The organism is Ruegeria sp. CG11 (assembly GCF_056537245.1).
On record NZ_JBQFRE010000022.1, the window covers coordinates 32,108 to 45,930 of the forward strand.

Sequence of the window (13,823 nt, forward strand, 5' to 3'; positions counted from 1 at the left end):
GCAGGAGATGAACAATGCAGACAGAGATGGTCTACCACCCCGCCGCAACCCGTGAGTTCAAGGACTTCGGCTTCATGCAGGCGCATTTGTCGTTCAAGCCGCATCTGGAAGTAGGGCGGCGCAGGTTCGGCCCGCTGATTACAATCGACGACGGAACGCTGGCCGCCGGTGCTCAGGGATTTGGTCTGCATCCGCACCAGGACGTCGAGCTCGTTACCTTCATGGTAGACGGAGAGGTGTCGCATAAGGGCCGATTTCAGACATGGACGGTTAAAAACGAACCGCAGCTTTGATGCATGTCTGGTGTGATGCTATTTGTATGAGCAAGGAAAGCCCGAGGGAGTCATGCGGTCATTCGTTGCTATATCGCCAAGCGATGAGGCAAAAGATGCTTTTACACTACTGCATCGCGAGCTGCCGGTTGGCCGACCGGTATCGCCGGACAACATGCATCTAACGCTAGCCTTTCTGGATGATCAACCAGTGGAGGCGTTGGAGGCATTGCATGAAGAACTTTTGGCAATTACCTCCTCGCCCTTTGAAGTTTCTTTTACAAGGATCAGCAGTTTTGGTCAGGTGGTGGCCGTCGATGTGGCGGATTGCCCGACACTCACTGCTTTGCACCAAAAAATCCAGACCGCCGCGCGACGAGCCGGTATCGTGCTGCCCCGTCGGCGCTTCCGCCCGCACGTTACCATTGCCCGCTTAAAACCAAAGCATCGCGGTACTGTTCAGTACTTACAATGTCCCGGCAATATAAACACATTACAAGAAATGCTCGTCACCGGCTTTACCCTTTATCAATCCACTTTGCGCCCTGATGGCGCGCGGCATGACGTTTTAGAGCATTATAACTTCTAGCGAACGACTGCCGTTGTGGTTGGTTTGCGAAGCCTTCATCGGGACGCCCAACGGGCACCTTGCCTTGTGTGGAACGATGTTGCTTCAGAACTCGGCAAGCACGGCGTTCTGAGACATTCAGTTCATTGCGGACGCGATCAATGCATGCGTGGCGACGAGCGGGGCTCAGAAGGGCTGTGCGTTCAGGGCTGAAACCATCCACTGGATAGTTTCCTTGACGCCCTTCATCCTTTGCTGCTTCCGTCAGGATCAGCTTGTCCAGCGCCAGATCAGAAACAGCCTTGCGCAGCCGTTCGTTCTCTCCCTGAAGGCGCTTGAGTTCCTTCAATTGATCCGTGCCCATCCCACCGTACTTCTTCTTCCAGCGGTAATAGGTTTGTTCAAAAACTCCGATCTGCCTGATCGCATCAAGACGCGGCATGCCTTGTCCAGTCAAAATCTCAGCTCGCCGTAACTTCAAGACAATTTCCCAGGGCTTGGGACGCTTGTTTGCCATCTGTTTCCTCTGTTTTCCTAAACATAGCGGAGGACCACTTCAGTGGGGGAAGGCGATATGATTGACTATACCGTCCAGACGGTATAGTAAAGAATCAACTTGGCAGAGGAGGCGCCAAGTTTCAGCAAGGGAGGAACTCAGATGAGACCAGAGGCGAGGCACTTTCTGTGGGGGGTCACGGGAGCTGTTGCCCTGACAACCGGGGGCACTGCTGTATCGGCGGCCGAAGTATCGATATTCTGCAGTTCGGCGGGCACCGAGCTTGAGCTTTGTGAAACTGCGTCCAAGGCATGGGCTGAAGAAACCGGCAACACGGTCAAGATCAATAAGATGCCAGCCAGCTGGGGCGAAGCGCTACCGCTTTACCAGCAACTTTTGGCAGGAAAGTCCGGTGATATTGATCTGATGACGCTGGACAATATCTGGGTTGGTGCGCTTGCGCCGCATCTGCTGAACCTTCGAGAACACGTCCCCGCCGAAGAGTTGGACCAACACTTTGCCTCCGCGCTTGCTGATGCAACGATCAACGACGAATTGCTGGCGATGCCCTGGTACATCGACGCGGGGATGATGTTTTATCGAAAAGATCTGCTGGAAAAACACGGCAAACCTGTACCGACGACCTGGCAGGAGCTGACCGAGACCGCTGAGTTCATTCAGAATGCTGAGCGCGAAGGTGGAAACTCGGACATGTGGGGATACGTCTGGCAGGGTCGTGCTTATGAGGGTTTGACCTGCGATGCCCTCGAACTTGTTGCATCCTTTGGTGGTGGCAATTTCATTGCGCCGGATGGCAACATTACCATCAACAACCCCAATGCCATCGAGGCGCTGGATCTTGCGGCTTCCTGGGTCGGCACCATCAGCCCCGAAGGTGTTCTGAACTATGACGAGGAAGCGTCGCGCGGCGTGTTCGAAACCGGGAATGCCGTGTTCCACAGGAATTGGAGCTATGTTTGGGGCACGTCGCAGGAAGACGGTGCGCTGCTGCAGGATAAAGTCGGCGTAATGGCGCTGCCGGTTGGCGCAGAAGGGGAAAAATCCAGTGGTTGCTACGGCGCAGGTATGCTGGGCGTTTCAAAATACTCGAAAGACCCTGAGGCCGCGACGAGCCTGGCAGTTTACCTGACCAATGCGCGTGAGCAGAAGCGACGCGCAATGGAAGCGTATAGCCCAACGGTCGAAGCGCTCTATCGCGACGAGGAAATTCTCGAAGCCTATCCTTTCCTGAAAGATGCGGAACAGGCTTATTCGGAAAGCGCCTCGCGGCCATCGCAGGTAACCGGCGCGTCATACAATCGCTCTTCTCAGCGGATTTTCAACGCTGTCCACAATATTCTGAGCGGTAAGGTCACGGCAGCAGAAGGCGTTGAGCAGGCCGAAAGCGATCTGGAACGCATCAAGTCGCGCGGCTGGAGATAGAATCTCCCGGAAGGTGCTCTGGCCAAGCTCCCAATGGCTGGGGCGCCTTCAAAAACTGTATTTTTTGATCAGGTGGGAATAGCAATGAAACTTGCGATTGCTCCATGCTGTTGGGGTGTCTACTGGCCCGAAGGCAATACTCTGACATGGGAAGAGTATCTGTCGAAAATCCACGAGGCGGGATACCGGCAAACTGAGCTGGGTCCCTTGGGTTTCGGACCAACCAGCGCTGTTGAACTGAAAGCGTCCGTCGAGGCAAAGGGCATCGAAATCGTTGCCGCGGCGCACGTACACACACTTGCCGACATTGCGACATTGGAGAAGCTGCGCCAGCAGACCACCGAACTCTGTAAACTGCTTTCCGCCTGTGGCGCGTCACAATTTATTCTGATGGATGAATCCGAGTTTTATCCAAAGGACGCAATGGGCGTTGTCACTGCGGAGCAATGGAAGAACGTTATTACTCAGGTCAATGAAGCCGCTCAGATTGCCCGCGACCACCAGATTGAGTTTTCGTTTCATCCGCATGTCGGAACCTGTGTTGAAACAGAACAGCAGATCGAAAAACTGTTGAATGACACCGATCCTGATCTGGTGAAACTCTGTCTGGACACGGGGCATCACGCCTACTGGAATGCCGACCCGATTGCGTTCTTTAACAAACACCGTAGCCGCATTTCCACCGTTCACCTGAAGAACGTTGACCCGGATGTCCTCGCCCGCGTTCACGCGGAAAACATCCACTGCGACACTGCGTTTGAAATTGGCGTAATGACCGATCTGGACAAGGGAAGTGTCGACATCCAGGCGTTCGTTGACGCGCTGAAACATACGAATTTCCAAGGTCTTGTCGTAGTCGAGCAGGACTTGTCGGATGAGAATCCCCGTAGCCCTGAAGAGATCGCCAGATCAAACCTGGCGTTTCTGACCACTTGGCAATCTACGGAGGCAAAGCTGTGACTGCCGCTGTATTCACATATGACACTTCCGAGATGGCCGGTGAAGCGATTGCAGATCGTATCCTCTTGCTTTTGGAAGCCAAGGGGCACGGCAAGCCGTTTCTGCTTGGGTGCCCGGGCGGGCGCAGTCCTAAACCCGTTTACAATGCGTTGGCCGACAAGGCAGCCCAACAGGGTCTGGATCTGTCAAACCTGATCATTGTCATGATGGATGAATACGTTCTCGGCCATGATGATGATCAGAAGCTACCGGACCGAAACGCGCATTTTTCCTGCCGTGGTTTCGGTGAGAGAGACATTCTGGGGCTCATAAATGCCAGCCTTCCGGAATCGTGTCAGATACCAGCACGGAACCTTTGGCTGCCTGATCTTTCCGACCCTTTGGGTTATGACCAGAAGATCGCTGATGCGGGCGGGGTGGATTACTTCATCCTAGCATCTGGCGCTGGCGACGGGCACATTGCATTTAATCCTCCCGGTGCGGAGCGTGCCAGCCGGACGCGCGTAGTACGGCTTGCCCGCCAAACTCAGATCGACAATCTCAGCACGTTTCCGGAATTTTGCAGCGTCGACGACGTGCCCGAACACGGATTGACTGTCGGTATCGGAACGATTGCAGACCAATCCCATGAAGTCGGGTTGATCCTCTGGGGTGCAGACAAAACGGATGCCTTTCAACGGATCACCCGAGCGAAAGCCTATGAACCGAGCTGGCCCGCCACAATAGCCAGCGTTTGTAAACGCGCGGCGATCCATGCTGATCGCGCTGCCGCCGGGAAGGTGCAAAATGGCGCTTGATTATGGCAAAGAGCGAAACGGCGTCAGCATCGGCATCGATATCGGTGGCACTAAGATGTTGGGGTGCCTTTTCGACGGAGACATGCAGGCACCGGTCAAGTCAATCACCTGGCCAACAGCCCGGCGCGAAGGGGGACAGGCGGTTCTGGATCAGGCGTCTGAACTTGCCCGAACACTTTTCTCTGAGACAGATCAGAAAGTTCAATGTCTTGGGGTAGCTGTACCGGAACTTGTCGACAACAATGGCCAGCCCGCTTCTGACTGGAATTTCGATTGGCGGGGTCTGGAACCTGAGACCGCATTCGATCTAGGCCTGCCTGTTCGTATTGTCAGCGATGTCCGCGCCGCGGCCTTCGCCGAAAGCCGCCTGTCCAGGTTGGCAGATGCCGATCCGTTTTTGTACGTCACCTTGTCCACGGGCATTGCCCATACTCTGGTGATCAACGGAAAGCCTTATGCTGGAGCCAACGGTTACGCCCTCCATTTTGCCGGCAGTGATCTGCTGACCCAATGCGACACGTGCAAAACCCTGTCGCCATTTAATCTGGAGCTTTTTGCCGGAGGCCGGGCGCTAGGGGAACGGTATGCTGAGTTGAAAGGCAACCCGGATCTTTCGGCCCGCGACCTGTTCGAAGCCTGTCAAAATGACAATGATGCCCGAATATTAGTCGATGAGGTCATAGATTCCATCTCATCTTATCTCGGTCAGCTGATCAATACTCTTGATCCCGCTGCGATGGTGATCGGTGGGGGGATGGGTACCCGCACAGATGTTTTTGACCGTCTGTGTAGACGGACCAGAGATTTTATCTGGGCGGAAGGCGCGCGCAATCTGCCCATCGCTGCCAGCAATCTCGACGGCAACGCCGCCGCAATCGGCGCTGTCCTTCTTGCCGAACTTCAAGAAAAGGATGTTAGCAAATGACTTCTTTGACGCTCAGGCAAATCCGGAAGAAATTCGGTGGTGTTGATGTCATCAAAGGCGTGGACCTTGATGTCCGCCCCGGTGAGTTCATCGTGTTCGTCGGACCATCAGGTTCCGGCAAGTCAACCTTGTTGCGGATGATCGCGGGTCTTGAAGAAATCAATGGCGGCGATCTGTCAATTGGCGAAGACCGTGTGAATGACGTGCCACCGTCGAAACGGGGCATCGCGATGGTGTTTCAATCCTACGCGCTTTACCCCCATTTCAATATCGAGCGAAACCTCGGATTTGCGCTTGAAACCGCCGGAATGGAAAAAGGCGAGATACAGGCCCGGGTGCACCGTGCAGCGAAAATTTTGCAGATCGAACACTTATTGCAGCGCAAACCAAGCCAGCTTTCGGGGGGGCAGCAACAGCGCGTCGCAATCGGGCGCGCCGTGGTTCGCAGTCAGAAACTGTTTCTGTTCGATGAACCGCTGTCCAATCTGGATGCTGATCTTCGGATGGAGATGCGTGTTGAAATCGCAAAACTGCACGAACGGCTCGACGCTACCACTATCTATGTGACCCACGATCAGATGGAGGCGATGACACTCGCCGACCGTATCGTCGTGCTCAAGGAAGGTCAGGTTGCTCAGGTCGGGTCCCCGATGGAACTTTATTCCTTTCCGGCCGATAAGTTTGTTGCCGGGTTTATTGGGTCCCCCCGAATGAACTTCCTGTCCGCCGAAATGGATGGCACGCAGATCACTGTCGCAAGTCAGAGCCGCGAGTTTCCGATCCCGCATCAAGGCAAGGTCAATTTTGGAATTCGTCCGGAATCCGTTGTGTTTGGGTCGGCGGACATCAACTTTGGCGCCAAGGTGGTTCTTGTCGAGCCTTTGGGGGGAGAGGCGCTGGTTCACCTCCAACTTCATGACGGCCAGAAGCTTGTGGCGCGCCACACCGGTGTTCCGAATTTTGCCGAGGGTGAAACGATCACCGTCGGGGCCAGCTTTGCCAATTCTTATGTCTTTGACGCTAACGATGCAGCGATCTGGCCGAAGCGGGAGCTGGACTGATGGCGGTGACCGACCATATTTCCGCTGAACCCACCCTGGCCGATGACGCCCCAAGCGTGCTTGCCCGCAAGAAAACCCGGATAGCCTGGCTTTTCCTGCTGCCCAGCCTCGTCGTGCTGTCAGCCGTCGCCCTCTGGCCACTTGTCCGGACCATCTATTTCTCTTTTACGGATGCCATTCTCACCCTTCCGGGTGATTACTCGCTGGTCGGTCTCGACAACTACTATGCGCTTGCGACTGACGCCTTGTGGTGGAAATCGGTCAGCAATACGCTGATATTCACCAGTGTTTCCGTCACGATTGAAACCGCTCTGGGGCTGGCGATTGCGTTGCTGCTGTCCTCGCACTTGCGGGGGCGTGGACTTATGCGGGCGATCATTCTTATACCCTGGTCCATACCTGTCGTCGTCAGTGCGCGGATGTGGCAATGGATGCTGCACGACCAGTTTGGTGTAATCAACCATATCCTGATCAACCTCGGCCTGATCGAACGCGGAATTGCATGGACCGCCAATTCCAGCCTGGCCATGCCTGTCATCATCGCGGTCGATGTGTGGATTACGACCCCCTTCATGGTGCTGCTGATCCTTGCCGCGCTGACCATGCTGCCCCGCAGCCTTTATGAGGTAGCGGCCGTCGATGGGGTGCCAGCGTGGAAACAATTCACCTCTATCACGCTGCCGCTGGTCGGGCCCGGCATCGCCGTGGCGGCGCTGTTCCGGATGCTCGACGCGCTACGGATGTTCGATCTGGCCTATGTTCTGTCCGCCAATAGCGACGACACCAAAACTGTATCGATCTACGCCCGCGAAACATTGGTGAATTTTCAGGAGATGGGCTATGGCTCGGCCGCTTCGACCGCCGTGTTTTTGTTGCTGGCGTTCATAACGGTCATTTACCTGACCCTCTTCCGCGTCAATCGTAAAACCATGGGGGCCTGAGATGGTTAGAGGAAAAGGCACAAAACGCGCGCGCATTATCGCGATATACGTCCTGTTCGGTGTCGTGGCGCTCTATACCTTGTTTCCATTCTACTGGATGATTGCATCGGCATTGAAATCCAGTCAGGCCTTGTTCGATTCCAACCTTCTGCCGGATTTCGACCTGACCAACTTCAGGATCATGCTGGAAGACAGGGTTTTTGTCGGATCAATTCTGAACTCGTTCATTGTGGCCACATCGGTCGTCCTGATCTCGCTGGGGCTGGCCATTGGAGCTGCCTATGCTTTGGCCCGCGTTAATTTTCGTGGCCGCAGCGCGATCATGATGACTGTTCTTGCGGTATCGATGTTCCCTCAAGTCGCGTTGCTGTCCGGTTTGTTTGAACTGATTACCTGGCTGGGGTTGTACAATCATATCGGCTCGCTGATCGTGGCCTATATGATCTTCACACTGCCGTTCAACATCTGGGTATTGACGGCCTTCATGCGAAACCTTCCGAAAGAGGTTGAGGAAGCGGCGATCATGGACGGCTGTTCTCCGCTGCGGATTCTTACGCACATCTTCCTGCCAATGATGGTCCCGGCCATGATCTCTACTGGCCTGCTGGCGTTCATCGCCGCGTGGAACGAGTTCATGTTCGCGTTGACGTTCATCCTGACGGACGAAAACCGGACTGTGCCAGTCGCCATCGCTCTGATCTCTGGCGACAGTCGCTTTGAGACACCGTTTGGCGCGATCATGGCGGCGTCGACGATCGTTACCGTCCCGCTGGTTATACTCGCCCTCATCTTCCAGAAGCGCATCATGGCTGGCCTGACAGCAGGTGCGGTGAAAGGCTGACCCTCGATCTCATCGGAGAAAAATATGACAAACCCCATTCGCGTCGGCATCCTCGGACTTGGTGAAGTAAGTCAGTTGATGCACCTGCCGATCCTGGCGGATAACACCCACAAATTCACCATCTCAGGTGTTTTCGACGTCTCACAAAGCGCAATCGATAACGCCTGCGCGCGCTACCCCACCGCCAGAGCTTTCGAGACCGCCGAAGCACTTATCGCCGACCAGGATATTGACGCTGTTTTCATTCTGACACCGGACAATACTCATGGCCGGTTTCTGGAAATGTCGCTGAAAGCCGACAAGCACGTCTTTCTGGAAAAACCAGCCTGCCTGACTGTCGGCGAGATCGACGCGGCGGCACCATTGGCGGAGCGGAGCGATAAGACACTCTTCGTTGCTTACATGCGCCGATACTCGCGCCCGTTTACCAAGGCGAAGGATTTGATGCCGGACCCTTCTGAAATCCGCACTGTTCGGGTTCGCGATCTGATCGCCGAAGGCCCGTTTTTCATCGGTCAATCGCGGCGGATTCATTATCCCAGCGACGTCGCCCCCGAGATCATCGCACAGGGGCGGGCGGAAACGGATGCCCTTTTGCGCACAGTCGTGGGTGCAGACGCACCGGAGGGTCTGAAGCGCGCATATCAGGTTCTGACGGGGCTTTCCTCGCATTCGCTGTCGGCAATGCGCGAGTTGATTGGCCTACCTAAGCGCGTGATCTCCGCCAACTGGCGGCAAAACGGTGAATCCATCGTCGTAGTGATGGATTACGGCCATTTCCTAGCAGTCTACGAGGCAATGATCGACAATATCGCTCGTTTTGAGGCGCGGATCGATGTCCTGTCCGACCGACAGCACCTCGAGGTCAGCTATGACACGCCCTACATCCGCAACCTGCCGACCCAACTGAAAGTGGTCACATCCGATGACGACGAAACCAGAACCACCTTGTATGGTCCGGACTTTCTTGACCCGTTTCAGGTCGAGCTCGACGCGTTCCATGCTCATGTGACCGAGGGCACGACACCCAAAACCTCTCTGTCGGACTCGCGCGAAGACCTTGCTCTGCTGACCCAGATTGCCGAAGCAATGAATCGCAGCTAGGAAATTTGCCTTCAAATCAGGGAGATCAAAGTGGGACGCAAACCAAACGCCAAAACCCTTATTCTAAAAACAGCCGAAGATATTGTTGTAAATAACGGTGTCAGCAGCCTGACCTTCGACAAGGTCGCCGAGGTTTCCGGCCTCAGCAAAGGCGGCATTCTCTATCACTTTGCCAGCAAGAATGAGCTGATCAAAGCGATGGTTGAGCAGTTTGTGTCCAGATTCGAAAACGGTATCGACGAGCTGAAAGATGCTGACGACGTGGAAAAGGGCCGCTTTTCGAGAGCCTACCTTCGCGCAACCTTTGGCGAGGCCGCAACGACGGGCGCGGATTTTGATCGACTCGGCGCCCCGATAACGACGGCCTTGTCTTCCTTCCCTGACTATCTCGAGATCGTGCGGCAGCAGAACATCCGGTGCCAGCATGGTGTTGAAAACGACGGGTTGGACCCGGTTCTCGCAACCATCATCCGGCTGGCCGCCGAGGGTATGTGGCTGGCCGAAGCATTCGACGTAATGAAGCTGAATCCGCAAATGAAACGCGATGTGATCGAAAGGCTCATCGCCATGACAACTGGTGACCAGGTCGCCTGAAATGGAGTAGATATGGGATACAAAGCCTCACCACGACCAACCTTTGATCAGCCGAGCAAGATCGCCTACGAGGATGTCACCCGACACCTTTGGGGCGAACCTGATGCAGGTCAGGTCGATGACTGGATTTATGCCTCAACCGACAAAATCCATCAGCTGCTCTTCGGGCTGGCGCCTGGCGGGAAATTCACGCACAGCGAGAGCTTTCGCACGATTTTTGGTGCCGATGAGTTGATGTATGTCATCAGTGGGACGTTTGGCCTTGCTAACCCTCAAACCGGTGAGTTTCACGTCGCCAAACCAGGCGACACACTGTTCTTCCGCGCCGGAACCTGGCACCACGGCTTCAATCTCGGGCACGATCAGGTTCGTATCCTGGAGTATTTTTCGCCGCCCCCGTCGCAGGGAACGTCAGGCCCCTATGCGCGAACAAAACCGTTTCTGGATCCCGCTGACAGCCGTTACTGTCAGGACAAGTGGTTGGGAAATTGGCCCATGGGGCTCGAAGCACAAAAGACGGAGCGCACCATCATCCCGGTTTCGCCAGCAGACGCCATCTGGACGCTGGATGCTGAAAGCCATGGGGCCTTCACGCGCATATTCTGCTCGACCGAGCATCTGACCTCGGGTGAGATGACGGTATTGCCGGGCCACAAAACGGTAATGGAGACACATAAGGGTGACGAGTGCCTGTATGTGACGGAGGGCATCCTGAATGTCTATGCGCCCGGTGCAGACGGGCAAGTATGGTTCGAGCTGAAGCCCGGTGACGGCTTTTTCGTTCCCGAAGGGTTCGAGCATCAATACCACAACACAAGTGCCAACCCGGCGAAGTTTGTGTTTGGCGTCGCGCCTGAACTTTAACTGGCGGATTGGAACCCGGTTCGAAGCACCACCTTCAGGCCGGGTTCCACTGTGATTCTTGCGCCAGTACGATTTTCTTGGGCTTTGTCAAAAGTTTGCAACGGATCCACCTAAATCATCGCAACGGATTCCTTATTGAGTGCAAAACCTCTTCAGCACCCGATCACCAGCGCCGATCACTCATCTGTCCACTGATCTGGCGTCACGACGCCGACATTTTCGGCATAGTCTTCCCACAGTTTTTTGAGCTGGTCCAATTCATCCGATCATTCGACCGCCAATTGATGACAGCGTCCACGATTTCAGACCTGTTTTGCCCTACTCGGATAAATCCCGAATGACAAAGTGCTTAGTCGTTGTCTCAACAACTTCCCAGTAGCCCTGAAAACCGTTTGGAATCATGAAGCTGTCTCCGGTGCGAAAATCCTGCCGTGTTCCGTCTTTGTGAATCAACGCGCAATGCCCCTCAACGATATAGCAATACTCATCCTTGTCCGTGAACGCGTGCCATTTCCCAGGAGTTGATGTCCAAGTGCCCGCCGAGAGTGCACCATCGGGGCTGGAGAAATGCACCCCGATCTTGTGGTAGGGATCACCCTCTACCACGCGGTCAGGCAGATCGCTAAGGCGTCGCTCGCTGCGCGTTGCGGGTTCGTCGAACAGGTTGATGACATGTACATTCATCGCGAAACCTCCGGATTCCATTGCGTCTTTGTTTCGTTTGCTTCGGCCTGGGCTGCGGTTACGGCGATCATGTGCAGAATATCCTCGGCCGAGCATCCGCGGGACAGATCATTGGCGGGCTTGTCCAACCCCTGCATGATCGGGCCGACAGCCACTGCTCCTCCGACCCGCTGGGCGATCTTGTAGGCGATGTTGCCGGCTTCGAGGTTGGGAAACACAAAGATGTTTGCGTCGCCGCCCAGAGGTGAGTCCTTGGCCTTTTTCGCCGCAACCTCGGGCACGAAAGCTGCGTCAAACTGCAATTCGCCGTCAATGAGAAGATCAGGTGCCGCGTCTCTGGCCAATTGCGTGGCCTCAACGACCTTCGACACGGCTGTACTGCTGGCGCTGCCACGGGTCGAAAAGGACAACATCGCAACCCGCGGAGTATCCTGCGTCAACGCCCGGAAGCTTTTGGCCGACGCCAGCGCGATCTGAGCCATTTCTTCCGCCGACGGATCGACGACCAGACCGCTATCCGCAAAGACATGCGCGCCTTTTTTGAGGTGATGGTCCTTGCAGAACAGCATCAGAAAAAAGCTGGATACAAGCTTTTCACTAGGCTTTGGGCCAATGACCTGAATGGCAGTCCGCACGATCTCAGCCGTGGTTGCCACCGCACCGCCAAGGGTTCCGTCCGCAAGCCCTTTCTTCACCATCAGCGCGGCGAAAACATGCGGTTTGCGTGTTTCGACGACAGCCTGTTCCTGCGTGACGCCCTTGTGCTTGCGCAGCTCATAAAACAACGTCGCCAATTCATCGAAATGTGCTGACGAGGCGGGATCTTCGATCTCGATCCCGCTACTCGGTTGGGCATTCAGGGATGCGAGCTGGCGTAAGATAAGCCCTTCATCCCCCACCAGCACAATTCGGGCAACGCTCTTTTCCCTGGCTTCAAGCGCGGCTTCGACCGCGCGAGGATCAGACCCTTCTGACAGGACAATTTTCTTTTGTGATTGCGCAGCATTCCTGAGCAGTTCTTCCAACGGCTTCATGGCAGGTCCTTTCAAAAATGCACAAGGTAGACGCCCGCAAGAACCAGCACGGCGATAAAGACGGTTTCGGCAACGATCAGTGCGATGGCCTGTCCGCCCACATCCAGAATGCGCTTGAGCGAGGTTTTCATCCCGACCGCTGCGATTGACACCAGCAGCGCCCAGCGGCTGAGGCTGGCCATGGCCGAAGAGATGAATTCAGGGATGAACCCCAGTGAGTTCAGGGTTGCGAAGATCAGGAAGCCCACGACAAACATTGGCAAAATCGGGGGTCGCTTACCTTCTTCTTCGCTGAACTCTGCATAGCGGCGGACAAGCGCAGAAATCACCAGAACGACCGGGGCCAGCATGGCAACACGGATCAACTTCACCATCGTCGCGACTTCACCGGCCTCGTCCGACACTGAAAAGCCTGCGCCCACAACCTGAGCGACGTCGTGAATAGTGCCGCCCAGAAATACCCCCGAAATCTGATCGTCGAAATCAAAGGTCTCGGTCAGGATCGGATAGGCGATCATGGCAACTGTGGACAAGACAGTCACCGACAGAACGGTGAAGATCAGATTGCGCTCGGAATGTTCGTTTTTGGGCAGAATGGCGGACAGCGCCATCGCGGCGGAGGCACCGCAAATCGCGACCGAACCGCCGGTCAGAACACCGAACCTCCAGCCGCGGCCAAGCAAGCGCGCGCCGAGCAATCCAAACAGGATCGTCAGAATAACGCCCGTGATGACAACTGCAATCAATTGCGGCCCCAGACCAACCATCAGTTCAACTGAGATACGTGCACCCAACAGCGCGACGCCAAAACGCAGGACAGTACGCGCCGTAAAATCGATCCCGGCCTTGCAGCTTCCGGTGTCTTCCTCGGCCAGAAAATGAAACGCAATGCCAAGCAAAAGCGCCATCAGCATCGCCGGCGCACCGTAGTGTTCCGACAGAAACTGCGCCGCAACTGCTACAACCACGGAAATCAGAAATCCGTGGCCGTTCTTGCGAACGAAATCTTGCGCCCACGACAGGGGCGTCCGGGATGCATTTAACGCCTGCATCATGTTTCCTTTGTGTAAAAATTGCGCCCTCTTGGCCGGAGAACTCAATGGAACCCGGGCCTGATTAGGCCCGGGTTTGACGTCTGCTTAGGCGATCCCGGCCTGTTGGTTCATGTCGTCGGCGCTGATGCCTGCCACTTCGACCGGCTTCTTCATCGCGTCGCGGCGGAAGGGCTCACCCAGTTCC

Annotated in this window: 15 protein-coding genes and 1 pseudogene; 12 read left to right on the forward strand and 4 right to left on the reverse strand. The window is 55.5% G+C overall.

Annotated elements, in window-relative coordinates; genetic code table 11:
• The first annotated feature begins 14 nt into the window (after nucleotides 1-14).
• Both ACR0KW_RS21835 and thpR read left to right on the forward strand, forming a co-directional pair.
• Complete coding sequence (locus ACR0KW_RS21835; RefSeq protein WP_480806894.1) at nucleotides 15-293, forward strand: pirin family protein; 279 nt, start codon at nucleotides 15-17, stop codon at nucleotides 291-293.
• A 52-nt stretch (nucleotides 294-345) separates the two neighbouring features.
• The gene (gene thpR, locus ACR0KW_RS21840) at nucleotides 346-861 is read left to right on the forward strand and encodes an RNA 2',3'-cyclic phosphodiesterase (protein ID WP_480806895.1); all 516 of its coding nucleotides are present in this window, start codon (nucleotides 346-348) and stop codon (nucleotides 859-861) included.
• Nucleotides 862-895: 34 nt separating this feature from the next.
• On the opposite strand, the pseudogene ACR0KW_RS21845 reads toward thpR, so the two are convergent.
• Nucleotides 896-1,357: pseudogene (locus ACR0KW_RS21845) on the reverse strand (transposase); the annotation flags it as partial.
• A gap of 141 nt (nucleotides 1,358-1,498) precedes the next feature.
• Between ACR0KW_RS21845 and ACR0KW_RS21850 the strand changes: the two are divergent.
• The 10 genes from ACR0KW_RS21850 (at nucleotide 1,499) to ACR0KW_RS21895 (ending at nucleotide 10,866) form a co-directional block, all read left to right on the forward strand.
• The gene (locus tag ACR0KW_RS21850; protein WP_480806896.1) at nucleotides 1,499-2,779 is read left to right on the forward strand and encodes an ABC transporter substrate-binding protein; all 1,281 of its coding nucleotides are present in this window, start codon (nucleotides 1,499-1,501) and stop codon (nucleotides 2,777-2,779) included.
• Between the two features lie 84 nt (nucleotides 2,780-2,863).
• Complete coding sequence (locus ACR0KW_RS21855) at nucleotides 2,864-3,739, forward strand: sugar phosphate isomerase/epimerase family protein (protein WP_480806897.1); 876 nt, start codon at nucleotides 2,864-2,866, stop codon at nucleotides 3,737-3,739.
• 32 nt (nucleotides 3,740-3,771) lie between these two features.
• Nucleotides 3,772-4,536: a 6-phosphogluconolactonase gene (locus ACR0KW_RS21860; RefSeq protein WP_480806898.1), complete on the forward strand. Its 765-nt coding sequence runs from the start codon at nucleotides 3,772-3,774 to the stop codon at nucleotides 4,534-4,536.
• Entirely contained in the window at nucleotides 4,526-5,461 is a 936-nt protein-coding gene (locus tag ACR0KW_RS21865; RefSeq protein ID WP_480806899.1) for an ROK family protein, read from the forward strand. The genes ACR0KW_RS21860 and ACR0KW_RS21865 overlap by 11 nt, the downstream gene beginning before the upstream one ends.
• Nucleotides 5,458-6,522: an ABC transporter ATP-binding protein gene (locus tag ACR0KW_RS21870; RefSeq protein ID WP_480806900.1), complete on the forward strand. Its 1,065-nt coding sequence runs from the start codon at nucleotides 5,458-5,460 to the stop codon at nucleotides 6,520-6,522. The genes ACR0KW_RS21865 and ACR0KW_RS21870 overlap by 4 nt, the downstream gene beginning before the upstream one ends.
• Nucleotides 6,522-7,463, forward strand: a complete 942-nt coding sequence (locus ACR0KW_RS21875) for a carbohydrate ABC transporter permease (protein WP_480806901.1) — start codon at nucleotides 6,522-6,524, stop codon at nucleotides 7,461-7,463. Before ACR0KW_RS21870 ends, ACR0KW_RS21875 begins: the two co-directional genes overlap by 1 nt.
• A 1-nt stretch (nucleotide 7,464) precedes the next feature.
• Nucleotides 7,465-8,304 carry a carbohydrate ABC transporter permease gene (locus ACR0KW_RS21880; protein WP_480806902.1) on the forward strand — a complete coding sequence of 280 codons (840 nt, stop codon included), beginning with the start codon at nucleotides 7,465-7,467 and terminating at the stop codon, nucleotides 8,302-8,304.
• A gap of 24 nt (nucleotides 8,305-8,328) precedes the next feature.
• Nucleotides 8,329-9,408 (forward strand): Gfo/Idh/MocA family protein, encoded by a 1,080-nt coding sequence (locus ACR0KW_RS21885; protein ID WP_480806903.1) that lies wholly within the window; start codon nucleotides 8,329-8,331, stop codon nucleotides 9,406-9,408.
• Nucleotides 9,409-9,438: 30 nt separating this feature from the next.
• Nucleotides 9,439-10,002, forward strand: coding sequence for a TetR/AcrR family transcriptional regulator (locus tag ACR0KW_RS21890; protein ID WP_480806904.1), 564 nt, complete (start codon nucleotides 9,439-9,441; stop codon nucleotides 10,000-10,002).
• A 12-nt stretch (nucleotides 10,003-10,014) separates the two neighbouring features.
• A complete protein-coding gene (locus ACR0KW_RS21895) occupies nucleotides 10,015-10,866 on the forward strand; it encodes a cupin domain-containing protein (RefSeq protein WP_480806905.1) in 852 nt (283 codons plus the stop codon).
• Between the two features lie 318 nt (nucleotides 10,867-11,184).
• Here ACR0KW_RS21895 and ACR0KW_RS21900 read toward each other — a convergent pair whose 3' ends face one another.
• Genes ACR0KW_RS21900 through ACR0KW_RS21910 form a run of 3 tightly spaced genes read right to left on the reverse strand, consistent with a single transcriptional unit; the run spans nucleotide 11,185 to nucleotide 13,639 of the window.
• Nucleotides 11,185-11,550 (reverse strand): cupin domain-containing protein, encoded by a 366-nt coding sequence (locus tag ACR0KW_RS21900; RefSeq protein ID WP_480806906.1) that lies wholly within the window; start codon nucleotides 11,548-11,550, stop codon nucleotides 11,185-11,187.
• The gene (gene pta / locus ACR0KW_RS21905) at nucleotides 11,547-12,584 is read right to left on the reverse strand and encodes a phosphate acetyltransferase (protein ID WP_480806907.1); all 1,038 of its coding nucleotides are present in this window, start codon (nucleotides 12,582-12,584) and stop codon (nucleotides 11,547-11,549) included. The genes ACR0KW_RS21900 and pta overlap by 4 nt, the downstream gene beginning before the upstream one ends.
• Nucleotides 12,585-12,595: 11 nt before the next feature.
• Complete coding sequence (locus ACR0KW_RS21910; RefSeq protein ID WP_480806908.1) at nucleotides 12,596-13,639, reverse strand: YeiH family protein; 1,044 nt, start codon at nucleotides 13,637-13,639, stop codon at nucleotides 12,596-12,598.
• Between the last annotated feature and the right edge of the window lie 184 nt (nucleotides 13,640-13,823).

Bases quoted from the DNA above. Each gene is read 5' to 3' on its own strand.
- ACR0KW_RS21900 (WP_480806906.1), bottom strand. From the start codon at position 11,550: ATGAATGTACATGTCATCAACCTGTTCGACGAACCCGCAACGCGCAGC.
- ACR0KW_RS21910 (WP_480806908.1), bottom strand. From the start codon at position 13,639: ATGATGCAGGCGTTAAATGCATCCCGGACGCCCCTGTCGTGGGCGCAA.
- ACR0KW_RS21895 (WP_480806905.1), top strand. From the start codon at position 10,015: ATGGGATACAAAGCCTCACCACGACCAACCTTTGATCAGCCGAGCAAG.
- thpR (WP_480806895.1), top strand. From the start codon at position 346: ATGCGGTCATTCGTTGCTATATCGCCAAGCGATGAGGCAAAAGATGCT.
- ACR0KW_RS21860 (WP_480806898.1), top strand. From the start codon at position 3,772: ATGGCCGGTGAAGCGATTGCAGATCGTATCCTCTTGCTTTTGGAAGCC.
- ACR0KW_RS21855 (WP_480806897.1), top strand. From the start codon at position 2,864: ATGAAACTTGCGATTGCTCCATGCTGTTGGGGTGTCTACTGGCCCGAA.
- ACR0KW_RS21835 (WP_480806894.1), top strand. From the start codon at position 15: ATGCAGACAGAGATGGTCTACCACCCCGCCGCAACCCGTGAGTTCAAG.
- ACR0KW_RS21870 (WP_480806900.1), top strand. From the start codon at position 5,458: ATGACTTCTTTGACGCTCAGGCAAATCCGGAAGAAATTCGGTGGTGTT.
- ACR0KW_RS21880 (WP_480806902.1), top strand. From the start codon at position 7,465: ATGGTTAGAGGAAAAGGCACAAAACGCGCGCGCATTATCGCGATATAC.
- ACR0KW_RS21865 (WP_480806899.1), top strand. From the start codon at position 4,526: ATGGCGCTTGATTATGGCAAAGAGCGAAACGGCGTCAGCATCGGCATC.
- ACR0KW_RS21875 (WP_480806901.1), top strand. From the start codon at position 6,522: ATGGCGGTGACCGACCATATTTCCGCTGAACCCACCCTGGCCGATGAC.
- ACR0KW_RS21885 (WP_480806903.1), top strand. From the start codon at position 8,329: ATGACAAACCCCATTCGCGTCGGCATCCTCGGACTTGGTGAAGTAAGT.
- pta (WP_480806907.1), bottom strand. From the start codon at position 12,584: ATGAAGCCGTTGGAAGAACTGCTCAGGAATGCTGCGCAATCACAAAAG.
- ACR0KW_RS21850 (WP_480806896.1), top strand. From the start codon at position 1,499: ATGAGACCAGAGGCGAGGCACTTTCTGTGGGGGGTCACGGGAGCTGTT.